At 34.7% G+C, this 26256-nt stretch carries 19 protein-coding genes; 9 read left to right on the top strand and 10 right to left on the bottom strand.

The annotated features are described in order from the left end of the window. Positions 1 to 33 precede the first annotated feature (33 nt). The 3 genes from F6K06_RS24435 to F6K06_RS24425 all read left to right on the top strand — a co-directional run bounded on the left by F6K06_RS24435 (position 34) and on the right by F6K06_RS24425 (position 1954). Positions 34 to 435: a hypothetical protein gene (locus F6K06_RS24435; protein WP_124147866.1), complete on the top strand. Its 402-nt coding sequence runs from the start codon at positions 34 to 36 to the stop codon at positions 433 to 435. 13 nt (positions 436 to 448) lie between these two features. Next, the gene (locus F6K06_RS24430; protein WP_287243401.1) at positions 449 to 724 is read left to right on the top strand and encodes a hypothetical protein; all 276 of its coding nucleotides are present in this window, start codon (positions 449 to 451) and stop codon (positions 722 to 724) included. A 138-nt stretch (positions 725 to 862) separates the two neighbouring features. Continuing rightward, positions 863 to 1954: an ATP-binding protein gene (locus tag F6K06_RS24425; protein WP_124147787.1), complete on the top strand. Its 1092-nt coding sequence runs from the start codon at positions 863 to 865 to the stop codon at positions 1952 to 1954. 839 nt (positions 1955 to 2793) lie between these two features. Here the strand turns inward: F6K06_RS24425 and F6K06_RS24420 are convergent. From F6K06_RS24420 to F6K06_RS24390, 7 genes are all read right to left on the bottom strand, one after another. Then, positions 2794 to 4194: a GTP-binding protein gene (locus F6K06_RS24420; RefSeq protein WP_124147886.1), complete on the bottom strand. Its 1401-nt coding sequence runs from the start codon at positions 4192 to 4194 to the stop codon at positions 2794 to 2796. Between the two features lie 619 nt (positions 4195 to 4813). Next, on the bottom strand, positions 4814 to 6280 hold the full coding sequence (locus F6K06_RS24415; protein ID WP_124147202.1) for a DUF697 domain-containing protein: 1467 nt from the start codon (positions 6278 to 6280) through the stop codon (positions 4814 to 4816). A gap of 1149 nt (positions 6281 to 7429) precedes the next feature. Continuing rightward, positions 7430 to 8011, bottom strand: coding sequence for a thioredoxin family protein (locus tag F6K06_RS24410; protein ID WP_124147203.1), 582 nt, complete (start codon positions 8009 to 8011; stop codon positions 7430 to 7432). Positions 8012 to 8528: 517 nt separating this feature from the next. Next, positions 8529 to 10076: an ATP-binding protein gene (locus F6K06_RS24405; protein WP_124147201.1), complete on the bottom strand. Its 1548-nt coding sequence runs from the start codon at positions 10074 to 10076 to the stop codon at positions 8529 to 8531. Between the two features lie 518 nt (positions 10077 to 10594). Then, the gene (locus F6K06_RS24400; protein WP_124147200.1) at positions 10595 to 11125 is read right to left on the bottom strand and encodes a Rab family GTPase; all 531 of its coding nucleotides are present in this window, start codon (positions 11123 to 11125) and stop codon (positions 10595 to 10597) included. 8 nt (positions 11126 to 11133) lie between these two features. Next, a complete protein-coding gene (locus tag F6K06_RS24395; protein WP_287243397.1) occupies positions 11134 to 14655 on the bottom strand; it encodes an OmpA family protein in 3522 nt (1173 codons plus the stop codon). Positions 14656 to 14666: 11 nt separating this feature from the next. After that, positions 14667 to 15281 (bottom strand): hypothetical protein, encoded by a 615-nt coding sequence (locus F6K06_RS24390; protein WP_124145826.1) that lies wholly within the window; start codon positions 15279 to 15281, stop codon positions 14667 to 14669. Between the two features lie 264 nt (positions 15282 to 15545). Here F6K06_RS24390 and F6K06_RS24385 point away from each other — a divergent pair, with 264 nt between their 5' ends. From F6K06_RS24385 to gatB, 4 genes are all read left to right on the top strand, one after another. Then, positions 15546 to 15683 (top strand): hypothetical protein, encoded by a 138-nt coding sequence (locus F6K06_RS24385; RefSeq protein WP_161564769.1) that lies wholly within the window; start codon positions 15546 to 15548, stop codon positions 15681 to 15683. Positions 15684 to 15692: 9 nt separating this feature from the next. Next, on the top strand, positions 15693 to 15917 hold the full coding sequence (locus tag F6K06_RS24380; protein WP_287309030.1) for a hypothetical protein: 225 nt from the start codon (positions 15693 to 15695) through the stop codon (positions 15915 to 15917). A gap of 79 nt (positions 15918 to 15996) precedes the next feature. Beyond that, positions 15997 to 16638, top strand: coding sequence for a hypothetical protein (locus tag F6K06_RS24375; protein ID WP_124146622.1), 642 nt, complete (start codon positions 15997 to 15999; stop codon positions 16636 to 16638). A gap of 1077 nt (positions 16639 to 17715) precedes the next feature. Beyond that, positions 17716 to 19200: an Asp-tRNA(Asn)/Glu-tRNA(Gln) amidotransferase subunit GatB gene (gene gatB, locus F6K06_RS24370; RefSeq protein WP_124146621.1), complete on the top strand. Its 1485-nt coding sequence runs from the start codon at positions 17716 to 17718 to the stop codon at positions 19198 to 19200. 337 nt (positions 19201 to 19537) lie between these two features. On the opposite strand, the gene F6K06_RS24365 is transcribed toward gatB, so the two are convergent. Continuing rightward, positions 19538 to 20221, bottom strand: coding sequence for a TVP38/TMEM64 family protein (locus tag F6K06_RS24365; protein WP_240039126.1), 684 nt, complete (start codon positions 20219 to 20221; stop codon positions 19538 to 19540). A 652-nt stretch (positions 20222 to 20873) separates the two neighbouring features. Between F6K06_RS24365 and F6K06_RS24360 the strand changes: the two genes are divergently transcribed. Continuing rightward, on the top strand, positions 20874 to 21443 hold the full coding sequence (locus F6K06_RS24360; RefSeq protein ID WP_124146619.1) for a hypothetical protein: 570 nt from the start codon (positions 20874 to 20876) through the stop codon (positions 21441 to 21443). A 315-nt stretch (positions 21444 to 21758) separates the two neighbouring features. After that, positions 21759 to 24119 carry a PhoX family phosphatase gene (locus F6K06_RS24355; RefSeq protein WP_124146618.1) on the top strand — a complete coding sequence of 787 codons (2361 nt, stop codon included), beginning with the start codon at positions 21759 to 21761 and terminating at the stop codon, positions 24117 to 24119. Positions 24120 to 24383: 264 nt separating this feature from the next. Here F6K06_RS24355 and F6K06_RS24350 read toward each other — a convergent pair whose 3' ends face one another. Together F6K06_RS24350 and F6K06_RS24345 are read right to left on the bottom strand one after the other, a co-directional pair. Beyond that, positions 24384 to 25166: a carbon dioxide-concentrating mechanism protein CcmK gene (locus F6K06_RS24350; RefSeq protein ID WP_124146617.1), complete on the bottom strand. Its 783-nt coding sequence runs from the start codon at positions 25164 to 25166 to the stop codon at positions 24384 to 24386. A gap of 53 nt (positions 25167 to 25219) precedes the next feature. Next, positions 25220 to 26256: transposase (locus F6K06_RS24345; RefSeq protein WP_287243392.1), on the bottom strand; the 1037-nt coding region annotated here is incomplete at its 5' end.

The raw sequence follows: 26256 nt of genomic DNA, 5'->3' as shown, positions 1-26256 counted from the left end.
TTATATTTTTGATTAACTGAGGAGAATTAATTTATGCCTACAGGATGGAAAAAAGTCATAAATACAGAAGAAACAAAAAGTACAAATTCCAACAAACCTCCCGAACAAACTTCCACTAATAAATCCTCTGATCAAACAACTGAAATAAACAGAATGGAAATGTTTATTCCAGAAAATACTCAAAGAAGTTTAGACAATCTAATAGTTCCCTCAACCGTCAAAAATAGAATTGATACGGCACTGAATAGAATTAAATATCACGATATTTTATATCACCAATGGAACCCAAAAAGGCGTAGGTTGGGTTTCGTTCCTCAACCCAACAATAGTAAGGTTTTGTTGGATTTCACTCCGTACCGCTACGCGGAAGCAAGCTACAACCCAACCTACATTTTTAGGCGTGTCAGTCTACTACTTATATTTTTGATTAACTGAGGAGAATTAATTTATGCCTACAGGATGGAAAAAAGTCATAAATACAGAAGAAACAAAAAGTACAAATTCCAACAAACCTCCCGAACAAACTTCCACTAATAAATCCTCTGATCAAACAACTGAAATAAACAGAATGGAAATGTTTATTCCAGAAAATACTCAAAGAAGTTTAGACAATCTAATAGTTCCCTCAACCGTCAAAAATAGAATTGATACGGCACTGAATAGAATTAAATATCACGATATTTTATATCACCAATGGAACCCAAAAAGGCGTAGGTTGGGTTGAGGAACGTAGCTTGCTTCCCGTAAGGGTAACCCAACAATAGTAAGGTTTTGTTGGGTTGAACGGAGTGAAACCCAACCTACATTTTTAGGCGTGTCAGTCTACTACTTATATTTTTGATTAACTGAGGAGAATTAATTTATGCCTACAGGATGGAAAAAAGTCATAAATACAGAAGAAACAAAAAGTATAAATTCCAACCAACCTCCCGAACAAACTTCCACTAATAAATCCTCTGAAAAAACAACTGAAATAAACAGAATGGAAATGTTTATTCCAGAAAATCCTCAGAGAAGTTTAGACGACCTAATTGTTCCCTCAACCGTCAAAAATAGAATTGATACAGCACTAAATAGAATTAAATATCACCACACTTTATATGAACAGTGGAACTTAAAAAGTATAGACCCTCGCGGTCAACGTACCACAATTAATTTATTCGGATTACCAGGTACAGGTAAAACATTTTGTGCAGAAGCTATCGCTCACTTTTTAGGCAAAAAAATTATCAAAGTTAATTATGCAGAAATTGAGTCTAAATATGTCGGTGAAACTCCAAAAAATATTACCGCAGCTTTTGACAAAGCGAAAGAAACAGACTCAGTTTTGTTCTTTGATGAAGCTGACTCTATCCTCGGAAAAAGATTAACGAATGTCACTCAAAGTTCCGATCATGGAGTTAATGTTAGTCGCTCTGTAATGTTACTTCAGTTAGACAAATTTGATGGAGTAGTAATTTTTGCCACTAACCTCGCCAAGAATTATGATGGTGCATTTGTGCGCCGAATTTTGGCACATATTGAATTTGAATTACCAGACAAAGAATGTCGAATTAAACTATGGCAATATCTACTGCCAAAAGAAGTACCAATTACAGAAGATGTGAATCTAGAATGGTTAGCAAATGAATCAGAAGAACTTGCTGGAGGTGATATTTTAAACGTTGTAATTGCAGCAGCAAGTCGAGCAGTGATGAGAGAAGGAGAAGCTCAAAAAGTTTCCCCTTTTGACTTAGCTGAAGAAATCAAATTTGTGCGAGAAGCAAAGACAAAAATTGGTTCTCCTCACTATGAAACTAATCAACAAAAACCAAAAATTAAAGAGACAATAATAGAACCAGATGATTTATCTCCAGAACTTCGCGATCGCGACAGCGGAACGGAGTTCTATCGTTACGATAAAGCGATTTCAGAAATAGATAAATCTGAGGAAAATTTATCGGAAGTAGATTGATAAATATCTCTTGCTTTAGGGAACAGGGAATAGGGAGCAGGGAATAGAAAAGAAATCAAGATAGGTGAACTTCATTAACCTGAGAAAAACTATATCTATTCAAGAAAATAGAATTGTTAAGGCCAAAAAATCACAAAGGATATTCCAAATATATCAGGTACAGATATTATACCATTTTGATAAATGTTTGTTACAAATGGTAGGGAAGTTGCATGCAAGGTCCGTACGAAAGAAGGATGAGGGAAGAAGGAAGAAGGAGGAAATATCAAAAAAAAAGGGGAAAACAATAGATATAAATATCTAAAATGAATTGGAGCAGCTATTTTTAAGCATACCTGGTCGATATCTACCTTTTTGTAGCATTCTTTTTTCAAATTGGTATTAGCCACCTATTTTTGTAGTGCGGGTATCTTGCCTGCCATAACTGTACCTCACCCAGATAGAATTTTCTGTAATAATAGCTATTTATATTGACTACTGACTATTGACTACTAAAAATAACCCAAATATTTGTAGAAAAAATTTATCAATTTAGTATAATTTCTTGCTTTTCTCTTCCTTCAAAAAAATTGGCGATTGCTTACTTAAAATATGCAAAATCTAAACTAATCAAACTATCGTAATTCTCAAGAATGGTGAGGTACAAAATTAGCAAGTTTTAGGGAAAAGGGGATAGAGAATAGAAAAGAAGAAAAACAGCTATAACTGAGTAACCTGATAAACTCTATAAATATACTAATGAAAAAAAATCCAGAAAATTTCTTAACCTTTTCCTTTTTACTTCTTCCTTCTTGCCTCTTGATTAAATAACTCCAGAAATTTTTTAACTTCTTGCTTATTCAATAACTTCTTCCTTCTTCCTTCTTACTTCTTACTTCAAATAATTCCTGTTGTAAACGATAAATAATTGTATCCGGTTCAACCTGACTTAAAATATCCTGAATAACTATATCTTGTCCCAAAGGTCCCCAAGTACAACCCTTTTCCAAATAAACCTTAGTAGCTCTACCAATAGCATAAATTCCATAAGCTGCAATAGAAGCTTGAGTAATAGCAACTCCTGCATAAGAAGTAACACCAACCTTTCCTAAACCTAATAATAAACTACTTCCCAACTCCCCTAATAACATACCACCTTCACTAAATATAATTATTTTCCAAAGTTTACCTGCTTCATAGCTAGTCATGGGCAAATTATAGAGACGAGACAAAGAGCGAATTAAAGCTAAATCTATTACAGTAGTTCCCATCACATCAATAATAGCAACAGGATTAATAGCAACAGCTAAAGCTTTATACTTAGCAAAATCCCAGATTAAATCATCAGCTTCATCTTGTTTAATCTTAACAGTTTTATGGGCAATACTTACCTCAGCTTCTCTTGCTTGTACTAACGCATTTAACGCTAAAAGCGATCGCCCTTCCCGCTCTAAAATAGTAATTATTTTTTGTTTCAACGGATCTATTTGAGGCGATGGAGTTTCCCATTCGTGAGTCACATTACCATCAGGCCATTCAATTTTTACAGGTATAGGAGCTGGTTCTGCTGAGACCATTACTACTTCTGTCGGAGAATAAATATTTTCTAATTCTTCTGATTTATCGGCAACAATATTTTGCAAATTTTTATAAATATCTTCTCGTTCAGCTTCTGTATATAAATCAATTTTATTAAACACTAAAATTAGCGGTTTTTTAGCCTTCCTTAATTCACACAAAGCATCATATTCAGTGCGGGTAAGATCACCAGAAACAACAAATAGAATTAAATCTGCTTTGCGAGTAACTTCCTTAGCCATTTCTCCACGAACTTGACCTGCTACTTCATCTAATCCAGGAGTATCTATTAAATCTATTTTTGCTGTCTCTTGTTGATGAGAATTAATAAAAATATTAGGTGTCCATCTAATCGCACGAGGCCATTGAGTCACACCATTTAGAGGACCTGTTTCTAATATTTTTTCACTTAATAAAGCATTTAAAACTGCTGATTTTCCACGACTTACAAGACCAAAAACTGCTATTTGGATTACTCCTTGGTCTAGCTTATCGATGTTGGATTTTAATAAATCTAATTGAGTTTTTAAGGAGGATAAAAATTCAGAAGTTATTGTTTTTTGTGCCGTATTTTGCAAAGCAGAATATCTATTTAGAGCTTTTCGTAAACTTGCCCTAGCACGTTTCCAGTGTTGTTGACCTTGTTTCTGGTAATTTTCTGGGGATTGATAATATTCTGTCACTATTTCTGAGTAAATATCTGAGTTAGTCAAGGCTATATTTAATAGGGAAGAAGGAAGAAGGAATAAGTAAGAAAGGAATCAGGTTTTTGAGTAACTTATATAGCAGAAGGAAGAGGGAAGAAGGCAGGAAGGAATCAGGTTTTTGAGTAATTTTTATTTTTATTATATAGCAGAAGGAAGAAGGAAGAAGCAAAAGGCAAGAAATAAGAAGGCTTTAGTTCTCTAGGAGAGAAGGAAAAATCTAGCTTTGTCTAAGTTTTAAGCTTTTGATATGTCAAATACATTAATGGCAACTGCTATATATAGAAATTCCATTTTAGTTGTGAAAAAAATTTTTCGGAATTATCTAAAAGGGAACGAGGGCAGAGAGTTTCATTTTTTTGACAAAGCATTTAGAATTACTATACTTAACTTTTTTTATGCTTTTTTAATTTACAAGAGATAATTTTACAGTCAAGAAAACTACTAAATTTATGAAAGCTAGATTATCTTTTTCTTTTGGGTTTAATACCCCGGTTTAATACCCCAGCGTCTACATGGTGTTTTCAATTAGTTGTGGTTTGACTCTCCATCCATTTTTTCCTTTTTCTTCCTTTCTTCTTCCTTCTTCCTTCTTCCTTTATTCTGCCTGAGTTTGCAGAAGTTCCACTTTTTTCTGCTGTGGCAAAATATGATTTATTACTTGAGGAACAAAAGATTTTAAGAAATTATTTTGTTGAGTTTGGCTAAATACACTTTGTAGAATTTTGCTTAATTTCTCTATATTCAGAGAATTACTATTTGTCTGAGTTTGAAAATATTCTACTAAACTAATACCTGCGACTCTTGTTAGATAAGCAGCACTTACAGCTTGAACTGCACCACCTGCTACAAAAGTTATAGTATTACTTTTCAGGATAGTAGTTAATGTTTTTGTCGAAATTTCTACTAAGCCTAATTTTAGCATTAGCTCTGCTATAGTTCCTGCTACTTGCTTGCCTTGTTCGAGGGAAAATTTTTGCTCATATATAGCACTTAAATCTACTATTAATTGAGCATTTATAGCTGCTGTTGCTAATAAATCTAAAGCTGGAACTGGATTAGCAAATGCTGTTGCTGCAGCTATCCATTGATACTGTTCAATTATCGGAATAGCACGTTCTCGCCTGACCTGATTTAATATACTCTTCGCTTCAAGTGTAACTATTTCTGCTTTTCTTTTAGTAGTTGCCCAGACTAATTTTTCTGTTTCTTTTTCTAATATTTGATTCAGTTTTTCGATCAATCCAGATATTTCTGGTAATGGTTGTTCTGTAGATTCTTTAATACTCCCATCTTGCTGATGTTTTCGTACTTTAACGGAGTTAGGTTTGGCAGAAATTCCTACTAAATTTTCTTCTGAGTTAATGGTAGATAAAGTCTCTTTTAGTTTCTGTAATATCTGGGGTTTTTGGTCTGGCAAATATTGGTCTTGTTTATTCCAAACTAGGATAAAACTTTGACCGAGAGATGTTAATTTTGATAATGCTTGATATTCTGAATCTGTTAAGTCACCTGTAGTAACAAATAATATTAGGTCGTAAGGTGAAAGAGGATTAACTTGAGTATCTTCATCTGTTGTCATCCATTCTTCCTGCCATGTTAAATCGCTAATTTCTAACTTTTGAGAATTAGTAGATAGCCATTGAGAATTCAATATTTCAGCTAAAGAAGTTTTACCTACTCCTCGATAACCACTCACTACTATACTTAATTCTTTTCTTTCTAGTTCGTTAGTTAATGTGGTTGCTTGTTGACGTAGTTGGCTAATTTCTTCAGATTTGTTACTGCTGTTTATTTCCTGGGAAACCTTATCTAGAGTAATAACTGATAAGGCGATCGCTTCCTCTGCTATTTCTTTTGTTGGTGGTGCAATTATAGTAGCTTTATGGAGTGTTTTAGACCGTGGTTTTTTTAACAACAAAACTCCTAGACCTGCTGCCATAATTCCTAACATAGTAACTCCGCCAAATTCTGCCACGGAATGTTGGACACTATCTAATAACCATAATAGTAGAGATAATCCGATGCCTCCTACTAATATTGGTCTTTGTAATTTTATAGCCATTTTTATTATCCTCAGAAACTTCTTTAGTTATTCATTTTATCATGTTCAGCTTATTACTATCTTAACTCTTCTTCTAAGTTATTTTTATAATCAATCTATGATTAAGTTATTTAGCTGTATTGTAATTTTCCTAGATTGATTGAGCCTTAAATTCATATATAATAAATGCGGGAAATGTGAGATGAAGTTGGATGGAAATAACTACTATTTTTTCAATGTGTGTGCAATGTTTGTGTCATAAGACCTAGAAACTAGGCCCACCTCAATCTTGAACAACAGTTTTATATCAGGAAAGGCAGAGGGCAGGAGGCAGAAGGCAGAAGGGAATTCTGACTCCTGACTCCTAAGAAATACCCTAACTATTTGTAGCAAACATTTACCAAACTTGGTCTAATAGTGAATGGGATATATATCAAGTATTTTTAGGGTTGTTATTATACCAATTTCCAAAATAATGCAAGAAATTATTCAAGACTTCAGTTATTAAGAAATAAGTCAGGAATAGTAATGTTTTTAAGGATTAGTTTGTCAAGAGCGAAGACATCTTATACCAGTTTTATATGAGGTTGCATAGAATTTGAAATTCATTCAATCGATCTATATCTATCTACACTTACCTGCGGTAAATTATGCTTGAAATATTATTCTATGTAGCTGAATTTCAATTTTGTATTATTCCTAATAACCCTACTCTCAATAAGATGTAGCAAGAATGTTGATATTTAGTAAGTTCATAAGCAAAATTAATTACAGATCCTATTTACTTATTATTCCCTGTTCCCTCTCTTAACTAGGAAATTTATTTTCACGACTACTTATTAGTAAATAAGTAAGCATTCTGCATTCAGCAGTCAGCTATCAGCTCTTGAGAAACATCTACATTTCCCGCCATAGAATTGTATGAATTGAACTCAAACTCATCGTTCTTGTGGTTCATTCTTTGATTAAAATGTAATAAAAGTCAAACAAATGTTTACTTCATTGATTAAAAAGCTAAGAGCTGAATACTTACAATAATAGCTTATTTGATTTTTATTGCTGACCGCTGAAGCGCTAATAGTTGTTTGCGCAGCAGTCCGCAGGAAATGCTTACGTCAATAACATCTACAGAACAACCTACTCAACTATCTGCAAATATCCCTTTTAATTCTAACCAAAATAAGATGGCTCATTACCTGATTTCCACTTAATATTACAACCAATACTTGGCTTTTGTTCTTCACCTACAGATTTTTCTGCTAAAACTGCATCTAAAGCTGCTCTTAAATCACTCCCTGTAACTGGTTGATTATTACTAGGACGACTATCATCTAATTGTCCTCTATATACTAATTTAAAATCAGCATCAAATAGGAAAAAATCTGGAGTACAAGCAGCAGTGTAAGATTTTGCAACTTCCTGAGTTGCATCAAAACAATAGGGAAAATTAAACCCTAGTTCTAATGCCATTTCCTTTAGTTTATCTGGAGAATCATCAGGGTGAGTTTCAATATTATTGGAACTAATAGCTAAAATTCCTACATTTTTTGGAATGTAATCTTTACCAATTTTAGCAAGTTCTGCTTGAACGTGCTTAACAAATGGACAATGACGACAAATAAACATGACTAAGAGTGCTTTTTTTCCCTCAAATGTTGATAGGGAAATGGTTTCCCCGGAAACTACATCCGGTAACTGAAAATCTGGAGCTGAAGTGTCTAATGTCAGCATTGTAGAAGCGGTTAAAGCCATAGTTATTCCTGTTATAATTTTCATTATAAGAAAAAACTACCACATTTTTATCAAAATAGGGAGTAGGGAGTAGAGGGAAAGAATTGATTATTTATCTACGGTAGTTGATTTGATTTTTATTATTGGAAATGTTTAGTATATATACATTTCCTCACTTTATTTCTTATTCCTTATTTCTAGAAAAATATTTGATAGAATTAAGGTACTAAGCTTTTCCTCCTTTCTTCTTTCCTTTTCACTGTTCCTTCTTGATCTTGAGAACTACTGAGATTTTTTTCACTAGAACAAATCTCTAATACTAATTATCACCCCATGAATGCCACAAAAAATCCATGAGAAATTTCTTTTGATAAAAACCAGTCTCTATCATATTTTCTATATATAATCTATAGATTTTATCCCTTTACTTGTGATTACTTATTCCTGGGAAAATCTGTGACAGAACAAGGTACTAAGCTCTTCTTCCTTCCCTCTTCCTTCTGCCTCCTGCCTCCTGCCTCCTGCCTCCTGCCTTCTTTTAAGATACTCTTTGCAATGGAATTTCAACTCTGAAAGTAGTTCCTTTGCCTATTTCACTTGCAAAATCTATTGTTCCATTATGAAGGTCTACACACTGTTTCACAATTGATAATCCTAATCCTGTTCCTGCTATTTTACCTACATTACTTGCTCTGTAAAAAGAGTCAAACAATTTTTTTTGATTTTCAACTGGAATACCTATTCCTTCGTCCTTAATCAGAAAAATAGCTTCTCGATCATTCAAAGTTAACTGAAAATTCACCTTCCCTCCTGTAGGTGAATACTTAATAGCATTTGATAATAAATTATTTAAGATATGCCGAATTAATTTCTCATCTATTAAGAAGAACATCACATCATTCTTTTTCGACTTAGCTTGAGATTTATGTTGAAATTTTTTGTGAATTTTGAAATTTATTATATGTTTATCGCTAGCAGTAATTTTGATAGATTCAGTAATATGAGAACAAACTTTAATCAAATCCACAGGTGCTGGTTTATATTTCAATTTTCCAGCATCTGCTTTACCAATAAATCGGACATCATTTAACAATTCAAGCATTTCTTGTGTAGACTCTTCAATATATACTAAATATTGGTCTTTTTCAGTTTCAGTAATTTCCGAGTCATAGGATCTGAGTAATTGAGTAGATAATAATACTGTATTTAGAGGATTACCAAATTCGTGAGTCACCATTGAAAAAAAACGACCCCTTAGTTCTCTTAAATCTCGTTCTTGTTCTAAAGCTTGACGTATTTCTTCTTCCTCTTTTTTGCGCTCTGTAATATCTCTGCCTATATAAACAAAATTATATATTCCTTCTACATTGGTTTGAATAACCGAACAAGAAAGTTGAACAATAATTTTATCTCCTATTTTATTCTGACAAATTAATTCTATATCTTGAGAAATTTGTTCTTTTAAAAATATATATTTTTGGCGTGCTTTATGTAGTAATTCTTCTTTGGGAATAACCATAGAGATATTTTGACCTACCAATTCTTCCTTTGTATAATCAAACAAAATTTCTGCTGCACGGTTAACAGTTTTAATTATCCCCGCACTTGTTGTTACTAATAAAGCATCCGCCATAGAAGTAATAATTTTATTGATATAATCCTCAGAAGCAGCTAAAGAACTTAATAAAAGATTAGATTCATTTGAATTTTGAACTAACTTCTGCTGCATTACCATTTTTTCCGTTACATCTTCGACTAATACTATTAAGTTTTTTTCTAGACAATTTTCATTAAAATCTGCAATTATAGATATATTGATATACAGAGGAGATTTCTCTTCCAAAGACCTAGCTACTCCTTCATATTCAAAACTTTCTTTTTGCCCATTAATCACTTCCTCCAGAAGCTCTTCAACTCCTGCTAATTCTGGAAAACTATGACGAATATCTTCACCTAAAACTGCTAATTTTGGAGGAGCGGAAAATTTGTTTAACCCATAAGATACCTCTAAAATTTTTAACTCGGAATTAATTATCAAATACTCAGTTTGACGATATGCTAAAAGTTTTTTTAATAGGTTAATCATGGGTTATTTCAGTTATCAGTGATCAGTTATCAGTTAGCCTCCTCAGGAGGAACCACACTAATAGTATCTATGCAATAAGGAAGCTTATGCAATAAGGAGGCTTGAAATCAGGAATATTCTATTTATTTTTTTATCCCCTTAAAAAGCTATCCCTGATAAGGAACTCCTGAAAACCTTGTGGGGAGTGTGGGGGGCAAAAATCTTGTCTAAAGTTCTCAAAAAAATGTATTTTTCAATATACTTCTCTTCTAAAAAAGTCGCTCCAAGACATGCACATAACTTGTCTATTTTGTCAAGTTTTATCTAAAAAAAAATGTTGATAAAGCATAGTTGAAAAGGGAGGCTTTAGACCACAATTTATCGGTAATTTTTATCATTTATTTCTGCATAGAGATAGATAATTTTATCAAAATAATTGGGTCGCGCAACCTCGCCTTTTAAGGCCAATTTTTTTTGGAGGTTTGCTCAAATCTCTGTTACAAAAATAACTTCAGAATTTATAATTCTGACTTCATTAATCATCCTATTTTTTCTAGCATTCTATATGATAATTTCTCGAATATTTCATCTACATTCTCCCCAGTTTTAGCTGATGTAGAATATGTCGCTATCACTCTTTCATCTTCCTGATGCTCGAATTTTGATAATAGTTGATTGATTATTTCTACATCAACCAAATCTGATTTATTTAAAGCTAATATAGCTACACTTTTAGGATTTACTGATAAAAATAAATCTAATCTTTCCGAAAGATTTTCGATAGTTTCTTGACGGGTGACATCTGCTACAACTATTGCCCCACTAGCTCCTTGTAAATAACTAGGAGCGATCGCCTTAAATTTAGTATGACCTTCTAGATCCCAAATTAATAACTGCAAAAAATTCTTTTTTTCTGCTTCTGTTTTGGGTAAATCAACTTTTTTACGAGAAATTTTTACCCCTACCGTAGAAAGATATTGGTCACTAAACTGTCGATCGACAAACTTACGAATAAGACTAGTTTTTCCCACACCAAAATCACCAACAAGACAAATTTTTTTCGAGATCATATTTCTAGCTAGTTGTCTTTTTCACTTGGTTCAAACAAATCAAATGTTACGCACCTACTCAATAATAGTGGTTGATTGTACTCCACACCTTGAGGCGAGTTTGTTTGTCCAGTTACTTCTAATCGTCTGGCATCCACTCCCTGTTTTACCAAAGCATCCCTAACTGTATATGACCGTTCAAGGGCCAACTGCTCATTAATATTGGAACTGCCAGTACGATCTGTATGACCTATTATTCTAAGATGTTTTTGAGGATATTGGGTAAGAAATTCTTGAATCTGGGCCATTGTGTCTATATAGACAGGGTGAAGTTTGGCTGAACCCAGATCGAAGTAGATGCGAGTTTTCAGTTTAAGTGGGCTGAGTTTAGTTGTGCTGATTACTGATTTTACTCCAGGAACTTGCTCAATTTTACGAATAATTATCTGAGAATCTGCCATATCCATCACTGTTCCTTTGACTGTAACTCTACCTTCTCCATATTCAGTGCTGATGGACACACCTTCCATTTGATTTAATACTCTTGTAAGTCTATCTACCTCATCGCTTATTTCTGAAGCGTCCTGTGGTCTTCTAACAGCTGTTATTTGATTATGTACTTCTAAATTGTAGGGACTAGCTTGTTTTTTAGCTATTTTTGCTGCTCTATTTCGTAGATTTTGATTTGGCAGTTGTCCAGTTAGAATTAAGGAACCTCGCTTTACTTTTGCACCTATTCTATAAATAGCTAACTCTGGAATATTAGACCAAGCTTCCCTAGTTCTTGCTTCAATACCACGATAAAGTCTACTGTAATACTGATAGATACCCCAAGGTATGAATATTAGGCTCAAAATTAATCCACAAACTATTAACAAGGCAGTGGGAGGTTTAGAAATTTGTAATTTCTGATTTTCTTGTACATTTTCTATATCCATTAATGATTTTAATAACAACTGAATTGAGGCAGGAATAGTATCAGGGTCTCCTGCAAAAATTTTAATATATTTACCATAATCAATAACAATTTTGCTCAGTATTTTTCGTAATTCTTTGATAAACGATTTGTTTGTTTGCCCTCTTATTACTACAGCCAAATAACAATATCCCGCAACTTCTAAGATAATTTTTGAATCCCCATATTCAATTTCATTTAGTTCAGAAAAATCTCCAGACTGAGCAATACAATCATTCACAAAACTCCGAATAGCTGTTAACATTCCTGCTAGCATTTCTGATTCCAATCTATCTTGTCGAGAATGTTGAACTTCAGAAATTACTAAGCCAGATTCTTTGTGGATGAGAAACACAGCTTGGACAGTAAAAATCATTACTTCTGATATGATTAATTCTGCTTCTGAAACTCCTTGGAAAATTGCTTGAATTTTGCGTCTTATTCCTTTGAAGCTAAACGTTTCTGAAATCTTATCGTTAATTTCTCGAATTTCTTGTGTCATATATTTAGAAATGGTGCTGCCCATGACAGGATATAAAGCATCTACTATAGAATTTGGCTCTAAAGTAATTTGATCTTTAATTGCTCTACCCATTTCTGGTGCTAATGCTTGAGAAATTTGTCGCGGATCTATTCTAATTTGTTCTCTAATTGCTGCTCCCATTTCTGGTGCTAATGCTTTGGCAATTTCTTGGGGATAATTCTGTATGGCAGAAGAAATTGCTACTGGCAATAATGGTGCTAATACTTCACTAACTGACTGTTGGTCTTGCTCTGTTTTTTTAGTAATAATGATGTCTATGATTGGTGCTATTGCATCTGCCATTGCTTGAGGTTCTTGTTTGATTTGTGCTTCTATTGAAGGTGCTAATAATGGTGCTAATGATGAAGTTATTGCCTGTTGGTCTTGCTCTGTTTTTTTAGTAATAATGATGTCTATGATTGGTGCTATTGCATCTGCCATTGCTTGAGGTTCTCGTTTGATTTGTGTTTCTATTGAAGGTGCTAATAATGGTGCTAATGATGAAGTTATTGCCTGTCGGTCTTGTCTAAATCTTTTTTGTATAGCTCGATCAATAACTGGGGCAATTGTCTCTATGACTTCTGCTTCTGTTTGACCTAATTGTAAGTTTTGTGAGAATAAAGGAGTTAGTACATTATTGAATTCATCTTGATTATAATTAAATTTTTTTACTCCCTGGCTAGTATTTAGTTTCCGAATTAACCTAGCTAATTGAGAGCCAAATAAAATATTTTGTAAGTCTTCAAAAGCTTCTAATTCTGCATCATATTGTTGTCGATAGTCTGATAATTCTGGTGATTTTTGTGGGGCAAGTAATGGTTTTTCTATACCTGGTTCTTCTGCTTGATTATTAGTATATTTACCCTCAACATTAATAATATTATCCTGGTCTTCTTCTGGCTGTTTTGTGATTCTCTGATGGGTTGAATTTTGATGATTTTCTGTTTGATTTACTGCCGTTTCTTGAAAATCTATATCTTCTTGAGAGTTAATTGATTCTGCTGTTAAATCTTCCGAAAAATCGGTAATATTATCCCAGTCTTGTTCTGACTGTTTTGTGATGTTATGATGGATTGAATTATGATGATTTTCTGTTTGATTTACTGCCGTTGACTGAAAATTTGTATTCTCTTGATAATTAATTGATTCTACTGTTAAATATTCTGGAAAATCGGTAATATTATCCCGGTCTTGTTCTGACTGTTTTGTGATGTTATGATGGATTGAATTATGATGATTTTCTGTTTGATTTACTGCCGTTTCTTGAAAATCTATATCTTCTTGAGAGTCCGTTGATTCTGCTGTTAAATCTTCCGAAAAATCATTAATGTTCTGATGGATTGAATTTTGATGATTTTCTGTTTGATTTACTGCTGTTTCTTGAAAATCTATATCTTCTTGAGAGTCCGTTGATTCTGCTGTTAAATCTTCCGAAAAATCAGTGATGCTCTGATGGGTTGAATTTTGATGATTTTCTGTTTGATTTACTGCCGTTTCTTGAAAATCTATATCTTCTTGAGAGTTAATTGATTCTACTGTTAAATCTTCCGAAAAATCAGTGATGCTCTGATGGGTTGAATTTTGATGATTTTCTGTTTGATTTACTGCCGTTTCTTGAAAATCTATATCTTCTTGAGAGTTAATTGATTCTCCTGTTAAATCTTCCGAAAAATCAGTGATGCTCTGATGGGTTGAATTTTGATGATTTTCTGTTTGATTTACTGTAGTTTCTTGAAAATCTATATCTTCTTGAGAGTTAATTGATTCTCCTGTTAAATCTTCCGAAAAATCATTAATGTTCTGCTGATTTTGTTCCGGGTGTTTTGTGATTCTCTGATGGGTTGAATTTTGATGATTTTCTGTTTGATTTACTGTAGTTTCTTGAAAATCTATATCTTCTTGAGAGTCCGTTGATTCTGCTGTTAAATCTTCCGGAAAATCAACTAAGTTTAAATCCACCAATAAACTCAACAAGCGTCTTAACTGTTCAACTGTTTCCGTATTCAGTTCAACAGATTGATTATGATTAATATCTTGTGATTTATTAATCGATTTTTCGTTTAAGTAAGCCATCTATATTCCGATCATTTATGATGGTTGTCTGAGATTAAAAGCTCTTTTTCTAAATCTTTATCTGCTGCTTCTTTGAGTTCGCTCACAAACTCAGTTTTTTTCATTCTCATGCCAACTTCAAACATTATTTCTGCTAAATCATCCCGTGATACTTTCACATCCTTAAGCAAAGAAAAGCGCTTTTCAAGTTCTTCAAATATTTGGGTTTTTAAATGACTAACATCATTCTGTAATTTCTCCCTTGTTTGTGATAAATCTTCCCGTAGAGAAGTTGTTTGATTATCAATAATTTCATTTAAAGCTTCTTTAGTAGTAATAATTTTGCGATTTACTCGCTCAATTTGTTGCTTAGTTTCCACAACATCTTCTTGAGTATTTTGGATATTTAAGTTAATATTCCTAATCTTTTTCTCTATAGAATCAACCGTAGCTTGAAGTTCTGTAGAAAAAGCACTTTTTACTTGTTCTATTTGATTTTTAGTTTCTTGTTTGACAGAGGATAATTCTGATTCTAGCTTTTCAAAACGATTTTCGTACTCTCTGAGCTTAGGGCCAAATATTATATCACGAATCTTGTCAATATTTCCCAGTCTTTCACGCATTTCTTCCTTACTTAATTCGGCCATATTTTCTCCTTATGTTACGAACTGCCAGAGTTCGGGATAATAAATGTTAAAAATATACTTTCTGATATTACCACTTAGTTTAGTATTTTACCGGATTGATTTATTTACGAAATTATATTAAGGCTAACCATATTTTTAACTTTAACCGTACAGCTTAATAATGACCACCTTTGAAAAACCTAGCCAAAGACAGGACATTTCTAAGGTTGTCTCTCAAAGGTTGCATATCCAGTCTGAAGTGACTACGTTGGCAGGTCACTACCCATGGATGTTGGTGGCACAGATGACGGTGGCATGGATGTTGGTGGCGCAGATGACGGTGGTACAGTATCCGTTCCTGAACTTGGTTTTCGCCTTGGCTTAGTTTTAGGCTTATTTCCTTATGTATGTATTATTGCTTGATTAGTGTTATTGCCTAGTGATTTTTGGGATTGGTTGATTCAAAAATTACAATCTAAACAAATTAAAAGTATTAAAATTTATTATAATCCTGATGCTAGTACATACCAAAAAATCTTAAATTTACTTTGCTGCTTTTTGTTTTTACCAAAAGAATTAGTTTTCTCAGCCAAAACGCAACCTGAAATTTATATAGCAATGAAAAACAGTAATTCATGGTTATTAGTCGAACATTAAGGCCATCAATATCTTCAATTTTCAGGCATTAATTTATCTGTGTAATATTTCTCCTGTATTTCGACCTTTAACTTTAGTTTTGAGTTTACCTATAATTACAACTATAGGCAAAAAAATATGCGCTGAACTCAACAATATCAATAGTAATTTTCATCAATTGATTTCCCAATTACAGTATCGGAAAAATTCAGTTTATCCAGCCAATTATCAGAATCTTATTGCTTTATTGCTTCTAGGTTTCGTATTGCTCTGGAATCTTAATAGTATTTCCCCCAAAATATTCCCTATCCCCAAAATAGTCAGAACAACTAATTTAATTCTCAGATTAGACCAAAGATGGGGTATGTTTGCTCCTTATCCCTCACGAGAAGATGGTTGGTATGTCATTCCAGGTAAACTTAAAAATGGTAAAAAAATTGATTTATTTAAAAATGGTCAACCTGTGATTTGGGATAAACCATTATTAGTTTCATCAACTTATCCTAATGTACGCTGGCGTAAATATATGATGAAAATTTGGTTGAAGCGTCATGCTGCTCATCGTCTTTATTATGGTAAATATTTGTGCCGTGACTGGAATAGTAAATATAAAGGTGAAGAACAACTTGATAATTTTGAAATATTTTTTATGTCAGAAAAAACTTTGCCAAACTATCAAACTCCTGAACTCAAAAAAGTTTCGATTCATAAACATTATTGCTTTAAGAAACCCGATCAATAATTAGGGTCTGCTGAAAAAGTCTTTTAGTAGGGGTAGGAGACAGGATACAGGATACAGGAGACAGGAGACAGGAGACAGGAGACAGGAGAAATGGACCGGGAGACAGGAGACAGGAGACAGGAGACAGGAGAAATGGATCGGGAGCGAGGAGGTAGGAGTAACAATTGTCAATTTGGGATTTTTCTGCCCAACTCTTGCCATTAATACTAACTTTTTGAGCGTTTTAGAGGTGATACCAGGCAATTTTTTAGACAAAAAAAAAGGCTTAAGCCTTTACCTGTCAATGCTTTGAGGATTAATTAGCAATCCCTAATTAGACATATCCGAAAAAGATATAAATTTTTGCCTAGAGTAGAGAACAGGGGGTAGGGAATAAAGAACAGGCACAAAACATGATTTATTTGGTGGCATTACTGAATCAAGGGATAGTTCTTTGTGACGTTCTCCTACATCAAATCAAAGATTATGATGTAGGCTTCCCAACCTCGCGGATAGGGCTTTCTGTTTCACAGGGAGTGCAACCACTTAACCCTCACCAGACAGAGATGATGAGACCCACCACCTTTTTGTACTGAACAATTCTGTACTCCGATACACACCCTCAAGAGTTTTACCTTTTCACGGGCCGACCGCGAACTTCATGAATTGAACCCCATACTCGCTATTTGTTTTCTATGTGCTGTTATCAAGTGCGTATTACCGCTACTCCTGATATAATCACCAATAACACAAAAAAGCACACAATGCAAGAAATAATTGGACCCTACGCGGTTTATTTGTTGGTCGGCAATTCCCCTCCCGTTAACATTTGTATAACGGGAGACCCCTTGCCGACATCAAAGTTGGAAATGGAAAATCTCGATCACTGTACACTAGAACTAATGACCTTTAAATTTTAAATAGCAGTCAGCAGTCAGCGGTCAGCGGTCAGCATTAGGACTTTTTTTTACGCCCTGGAAATTTCAACCCCGACTCAACCATCCAGGGTATTAGTTGCCGGGGTATAAACCCAAAGTCAAAAAGCTGAAATGCTGAAATGCTGATAGCTAGTTTACTTTTGACTTAATTCAAAAATCTATGACTACAACTGTACAAGTAAAAACAGAGTATGAAGCAATTATTGGTCTAGAAACCCATTGTCAACTTAGTACCCAAACCAAAATTTTCTCCGCTTCATCCACAGAATTCGGTGCCCCACCAAATAGCAATATTGACCCAATATGTATGGGAATGCCTGGAGTATTACCCGTACTTAATCAAAAAGTCCTAGAATATGCCGTAAAAGCAGGACTTGCCCTAAATTGTCAAATAGCACCCTACAGTAAATTTGACCGTAAACAATATTTCTACCCTGACTTACCCAAAAATTATCAGATTTCTCAGTATGACCTACCCATTGCCGAAAATGGTTGGCTAGAAATAGAAATAGTAGATGAAGATGGCACTGCAAACCGCAAAAAAATCGGCATTACTAGACTACACATGGAAGAAGATGCTGGTAAGTTAGTCCATGGAGGTAGCGATCGCCTATCTGGGTCAACCTATTCAATGGTGGACTATAATCGTGCAGGTGTACCATTAGTAGAAATTGTATCAGAACCGGATATACGTTCTGGACTAGAAGCTGCAGAATATGCTCAAGAGCTACAGCGAATTGTCCGCTACCTTGGTGTGAGCGATGGTAATATGCAGGAAGGTTCTCTACGATGCGATGTGAATGTTTCTGTACGACCAGTAGGCCAAAAAGAGTTTGGTACAAAGGTAGAAATCAAAAACATGAACTCCTTTAGTGCTATACAACGAGCGATCGAATATGAAATTCAACGGCAAACTGAAGCTATTGAAGCAGGGGAAAAAATTGTTCAAGAAACTAGACTCTGGGAAGAGGGTTCTCAACTTACTATTAGTATGAGGGTGAAGGAGGGTTCTAGTGATTATCGTTATTTCCCCGAACCTGACATTCCACCTATTGAAGTCTCGACTCAGCAGTTAGATGATTGGAAAGTAGAATTACCAGAATTACCCGCACAAAAACGTCACCGCTATGAAAGCAAATTAGGTTTATCTGCTTATGATACTCGCGTGCTTACTGATGACTGCAAAGTAGCAGAATATTTTGAAGCAACAGTTGCAGCGGGAGGAAATGCAAAACAAGCAGCTAACTGGGTAATGGGGGATATTACTGCTTATTTGAAAAATGAAAAAATTAGCATTACTGATATTGGCCTTAAACCAGAAAATTTGGCCGAGCTAACTACAATTATTGAAGATGGTACTATCAGTGGCAAAATTGCGAAGGATATTCTGCCAGAATTATTATCAAAAGGTGGGTCGCCCAAGGAATTAGTAGAGAAGAAAGGTCTAATTCAAATTTCAGATACTAAGGCGATAGAAGCAATTATTGATGAAGTTTTAGCAGCACATCCAGAAGAATTAGAAAAATATCGTGGTGGTAAAACTAAACTTAAAGGTTTCTTTGTTGGGCAAGTGATGAAGAAAACTCAAGGACGTGCAGATCCAAAGATGACAAATCAATTAATTAGTAAGAAGTTGGAAGGATAGAGGAGTCAGAATTCTGAATTCTAAATTCTGAATTTAGAATTTAGAATTCAGGAGGGAAAAAATTTATCAAGATTTGGTAATGGTGAAGATAGAGAATGTTTTTATACCGAATTAAACAGATTTTATATTACAGCGCTTCCCGCTGTTATGAGGTATACCCATCGCGGGAGATGCCCGCACTACAAGATTTTCACCATTTACCCTGTACATCATTTGCCAGAAATATGCTGTATCTTTTCTTTTGCGGGTTTATAGCGGTTTTCAAATAGATATGAAGTGGCCTTTCTTTGACTATTCATAAGCAATTTTCCCTTCTTCCTTCTTCCTTCTTCCTTCTTCAATTCTTGCCTTCTTCAAAACTTGTTTCTAAAGCTTTGTTTGCTTGCCGAGTTATATAAATAGTTACTAAAACTGTGGCAATTAAACCAACAATATTAATTATCCATTTAGTTACTTCTACAGTAGAATTTGTCGGTTGTTGAGACGTACCAATTAAAGTAATATCACCTACTATAGAACCAATATAAACATACATTACTGTTCCTGGAATCATCCCTAGAGAACCCAAAATATAATCTTTTAAAGAAACCTGCATGACACCAAAAGCATAATTCAAAAGATTAAAAGGAAACAAAGGGCAGAGTCTAGTTAAAAATACTATTTTAAATCCTGCTTTAATAACAGCTCGATCGATAACTTGAAATTTTGGATGTTGATGTAATTGTTGGCAAACCCAATCACGAGATATATACCGTCCGATAATAAAAGCTATTGTAGCGCCTAAAGTTGAAGCAAAAAAAACATAAATAGCTCCCCAGATAACTCCAAATATTACTCCTCCTCCTATAGTTAAAACTAAACCAGGAATTAATAGTAAAGTAGCTAAATTATAAATTATTATGAAAGCGATAGGACTCCACACATCTAGACTTTCAATCCAAACTAATTTATTTTTTAAAAGTTCTGGTAGGTTAAAATATTTGGCTGTAATAATTAAGCTTATAACTACAATAAATAACAAAAAAAACTTGCAATTTTTTTTTAATTTTCTATGAGCATGAGTATTTGTAAATATATTCATATCTATATTATATCATGTCCATTTTTACTTACAGTTATAAATAATTTATAGCCTAATATCATGTTCATTTAAATACTTATACATTGTTTAATTTATTTACTGCCGTCTGAATTAATTAAGTATTTAACTAGACATGATATAAATTATAAATATCATCCTAAAATTATTTTTATCTTAGTTAACTATGAATTTTTACTGAGAATAATTGCTGGAGAAATAAATGACTAAAATTATGCCTATCCATAGCTTTATTTCATGAAAATACAATTGCCATACCTAAAATAATTATAAGTACTTGTGCAAAATTAATTTAACATTTGTCAGTAGGGAATAAGGCATAAAAAATATACTTGTGTACTTGAACAGTGACTCTAAAAATCATCTTTCCTAACTATTACTCAATCATCAAATAGCCAATTAACTTGACTTGAATACTTAAACACTGAATTTGAGGAGTAGTTTAATTAGCGTAGCGATCACCTTCGTTAAAATTATCAAGTTAAACAGAGAAATTTAATTATAGTAAATATTTAACCAAAACTTAAATTTATTTTAATTATTACATGTTACTGTAATAATTAAATTTATATATATGTGGAAAAAATTTAATTTAATGAATTTATATTATCATATTTTCTGGAGTACAGTCTTAATATTAGCTAGTATCTTAACTACAAATAAAACCACCTTAGCTTCTGCAAAAAATACCAGTCTTTTGATTGACTCTAACAATAATAATTCCTATAAAATTCTTGTAGAACAAGCAGAAAATTTAGCAAAAAATAAAATCAATCAAGAATTTAAAAATAATCCAGAAATCACAGAAATTACTATCACTATATTAGGAGAGCGTCAGAGTCAAATAGTACCTATCCTACGTTCAAAAATATCTCGTGCTGAATGGCAAAAAAATGCAGAAATTGATAATTTGACTAGATATTTTGCCGATGCCAAATACTTATTAAACTTTGATAGTGAAACTACACCTAAAACTCAACCTAAAACTCCTGAATCTTCTCCTCAAATTCCAGCCCCACCTCCACCATCACCTGATACTCAACCTATAGTTCCTCAACCTCAAAAATCTCCTCAACGGCAGCCAACATCTAAACCTCCAATATTTCCTTCTGATGAAGATGACCCCAAAGAGATAGATGATTAAGCACTTTTTGAGAATTCTTTTTTATTCTTCCCTGGAATTAGTTTGAAACAGTATGAAGTTTAGGTAAACTTTTTTCATTTACAACCTACAATTTAATCCGCATAATTTATGGATTAACCAAAATTTAAACAATACTTTAATCAAGCTTAAACTAACTATAAACTCATCATAAATTTATCTAGGTAAACTTCTGAAGGCAGTATTTAAAGCAACCAAATACAGACAATATTTAGTTTAGAAATACTGCTAGCAATAGATTGAAAATTTGTAATCTACCGCCTCTCTGTAGAGGGAAGAAGAACTAGAAAAAATTTTATGTCCAGACTAACTCGCAGAAAACTATTAATGTTCTTCGGATGTAGCGCAGCAGCTACAGCACTATCACCAAAAATTGGCAATTTTTTAGGTAGTAGCTCCGAAGTAGCTCAAGCTCAAACTACAGGTTTGAGTTTTACACCCCTAAAATTGGCACATCCTTTAGAAGCTTATCAAAGTAACCCTAGCTTCGTACCCTTTGGAATTGCTGGAGGAGGAAGTACTATAGGATCTGGTCAGGATGTAGCACTGCAATCCTATGAATATTTTGATGATGTAGTAGTCCCACCTGAATATGAAAGGTATGTAATTGCTGCTTGGGGCGATCGCGTATTTCCTAACCCAGAAGAATACTTTGGTTATAACTGCGACTATGTAAGCTTTATCCCTATTAATGGTAATCCTGATGATGGCTACCTATGGGTTAACCATGAGTATGTCTCTTATCCCATATCCTCATTACTAGGTGGTGATGACCTAGCTGGTTTCCCCACAACAGACCAACTTGTACTGGGTTTAGATTTATCTCAAGAGAGCTCCTTCACCCGTGGGGAATTTGCTTATAACCAAGGTGGGTCTATTGTCCGTATCACTAAAGGCGGTAATGGTCGTTATGCTACTGTCGCAGATAATGCTAATCGTCGAGTACACCTCTTATCTGGACTAGGAATTAACTCTGAACGTTCTGATGGTTATCAAGGTGTCACATCTTGGGGTACAGCAAGCTATCAAACTGGAGACCAGAACTTCTTAATAGGTACTGGACCTGCTGCTACTGATGTATTCCCCCTCAGTTCTGATGGACTTGGTAATCGAATTATTGGTACAGCTTTTAATTGTTCTGGTGGTACAACTCCTTGGGGAACAATTCTCACAGCAGAAGAAAACTTCCAAGGTAGCGTTACCGAATCTGTACTACCTAATGGTACTCAAACTGGTTATGACGAAGATCAAGAGATAGGTTTTATCTTTGGTTTAGTCGGTGAAAAGTATGGCTGGATGGTAGAAATTTCTCCAGCAGACCCAAGTTTCCAAAACAGAAAACATACAGCTCTAGGTCGTTTCCGCCATGAAAATATTGCATTTAGAGTAGAAGCAGGCAGACCATTAGTAGCATATATGGGAGATGACCGTCGTGGTGGTCATACCTGGAAGTTTGTAAGTGACGGTATTGTTTCTAGTACTACTGACCCAAATAATAGTCAATTATTTGAAAGTGGGACTCTTTATGCTGCACGATTAAATCCTGATGGCTCTGGTCAGTGGATTCCATTAGTTCCTAGCACTCCCACCAATCCTCTATCACCAAGCGAGATTGCTCAAGCTGAATTAAACGCTTTTGGTGAAGCTCAAAGAGATGGCCGAATTCGCTTACCTCAACGTGCTGGTATTCCTGGAGCAGAACAGGATGGTGGGTCTTTCATTGTAGACCTCACAAATGAAAGCGTATTATCTAATTATCAGGGAAGGACTCTAGGAGATTTTTACAATAACCAAGGTGCGATTTTAGTTGATGCTTTCTTAGCTGCTAACTTAGTAGGTGCTACTCCTACTGCTCGTCCTGAAGACGTAGAAGTTCACCCTGGTGATGGTAGTGTATTTATTGCTTATACAGATGCTGGACCTGGTGGAGATGGATATCCAGACTCCAGAATTTTTGTTGTAAGTAAATACTCTGCGGATGTTGATGCTACTCAACCTTTTGGCGGTATATACCGAATCATTGAAACTAATAGCGATGCTACAAGTACCACTTTTACTTGGTCAGCTTTTGAGCAGAGTGGAGAAGATGGTGCTATTAATGGTGCAGGTTTTGCTAATGTAGATAACCTAGAAATTGATACTCTAGGTAATATCTGGGGTGTAACAGATATGTCTACCAGTAGTCACAATGGCTTCGACACTGGTGTTGCTGGAGAGATAAGAGAGATCGACCACACTCAAACTGGAAGTGTTGGTAACTTGAGAGGAACATTTGGTAACAATTGGGTGTTCTATATTCCTGTTGTTGGACCGAATGCTGGATTAGTTGTACCTTTCGCTTATGGTCCCCCTCGTTGCGAAATTACTGGACCATACTTTATCAGAAATAGTAGTGGTGTAGATGAAACTCTACTATTAGCTGTACAGCATCCTGGGGAAAGCTCACCTATTGGAGATGGAGTTCAACTAGGTCGTGATATTGAGATGCTAAATTTGGATGGCACTCTCTTCACTCAGCAGCGAAGTGTACCTCGTGGTAGTAACTGGCCTAGTAATACAGGTTATGTAGGTAATCCTGGAGGTAGTTTTAATGGTTTGCTACCACCAAGACCTTCTGTGATTGGTGTTACTCGTAGAGATGGTGGCGCTTTTGTTTAAAATTTAAGTCCAGTAGTGGCGCGTCAAGCTTGAAAATGTGGTAAAAAATTTATCCCCCCTAACCCCCCTTTGAAAGGGGGGAAGACCAAAGGGGCAGAGGTATTCTAGTAGTAAAGTCCAGTAGGGTGTGTTAGTAGTAGGGTGTGTTAGATAGCTATAATATAGACTTGATATTACATAAAAAAAATGGTGCGTTACGGCGCTATTGTATATTTGAGGAGCAAACTCCTTGAAGGAAAAGCGCCTAACACACCCTACTAAGGTCTATGATTTCTCCTTCACTTCTTCTTTTATAGGTACAGGAAGTTGAGAAAAATCGGGTAATCTCACAAGCTCCTTTTCTTTTTCTGTAATTGCCAATGGCAGACGTAGAGGTTCAAGTTTTTCTTCAATTAAATAAGTAGCTACAGGTAATGTTCTTTCTAAATCATCCAATGGTCTAGGAATTACCATTACAGCATTTAATTCTCCAATTCTTTCTGCTTCGTGCATTCCAGCTTCCACTGCCACTGCCACATTAGAAACCGAACCCCGGACAATCGCAGTACATAAACCTGCACCTGTCGTTTCATAAGCAGTCAACTGTACATCACCAGCTTTGAGCATTGCGTCACAAGCTCCCACCATTGCTGGAAAACCTTTAGTTTCTATTAGACCCACTGCCTTATTTTTAAACTGAGCTGATACTCTACCTTGAGACAATTGAAATAAAAGACTGCCAATAGGTAGTACAGCTTCTAAATTAGCTAAAGGTCGAGGAATCACAGTATGAGAAATAAGTTGTCCAAATTCTTTCGCTGTTTCTGCTCCAGAGTCTATCGCTAGACGAACATCAGCAACACCACCACGGACTACCGCAGTACAATATCCACTACCAATTTTTTCATATCCTACCAGAATAACCCCAGATGACTTGAGCATCATATCAGCAGTACCAACTATGGCAGGAAAACTCCGAGTTGTGATTAAACCAAGAGCTGAATCTCCAAAGTTGATTGGCGATTCAAGAGACTCTAGATTATGATTATTGTGGGTCTGTATTTTCATTTTCTATCTCTTTACTTCGGTGTAGCAGTGAACCCACGTGACATACTCCCACACTAAGCTGCCGCTATAGTGTGGGCTTCTCGTTTCCCTGCCCTGCTATTGCATCGGGCTCCACGAGCTTTAAGGACGGAATGCCCTACCGCCCTATTTTTGATATTTATCGCCGCATTCAAGTCCCGGTCTATTACTATGCCACAGTGTGGGCAAAAATGAGTTCTTATGTTTAATTCTTTAGGGACTTTTTCTCCACAATTTGAGCAATCTTGGCTTGTATTTTTGGGGTTCACAGCTATAGTCTTTTGTCCAGCATTTCCAGCTTTGACAGTTAAAATAGATAAGAATTGTCCCCATCCAGCATCGTTAATTGATTTACTCAAACGGGTCTTTGCTAGCCCTTTAATGTTTAAGTTTTCATGGGCGATAATATCCGCTTTTGATAACAATTCATTAGCTGTTTTCAAGTGGAAATCTTTACGTTGATCGGCTACTTTTTTATGTTGTTTGGCTACAAATTTAACAGCTTTTAACCACCTTTTGCTACCTTTTTTCTTTCGAGATAAACGTTTCTGTAGAGTCTTTAATCGCTGCTGATATTTTCGATAGTATTGGGGTATGGGAACAGATTCTCCTTCACTTGTTACTAAGAATTCCTTCAGTCCCATATCGATTCCCAGAGTATTTTTTAATGTAGGTTCAACTTCACTTGTTAAAGCTGGAACTGATTTTTCTTCTAAGGATAAAGTCACATAATAACCATCTGCTTTACGACTAATCGTAACAGTTTTAATTATAAACCCTTCTGGTATTGGACGATGCTGAATTAACTTTACCTTTCCTAGGTAGGGCAAATTAATTTTATTTTCTTCTATGCAATTTAGTTTTATTTGAGAATAAGTAAAACTGCGATAACGTCCTTTTCCTTTGAACCTTGGTTTACCTGAATCCTTACCGTTTTTGTCTGCTTTAAACCATCTATCAAAGGCAAGTTTTACCCGTTTTGTGCAGTCTTGTAATACCTGAGAATGAATTAGCTTGTATTCAGGAAACTTATCTTTGGTATTGACTAAATCTCGTTTTTGAGAGTAATAAT

Source organism: Okeania sp. SIO1H4, from assembly GCF_010672695.1.
In the GTDB taxonomy this organism is placed as follows: domain Bacteria; phylum Cyanobacteriota; class Cyanobacteriia; order Cyanobacteriales; family Microcoleaceae; genus Okeania; species Okeania hirsuta.
This window is presented reverse-complemented; position numbering and strand designations above follow the sequence as displayed.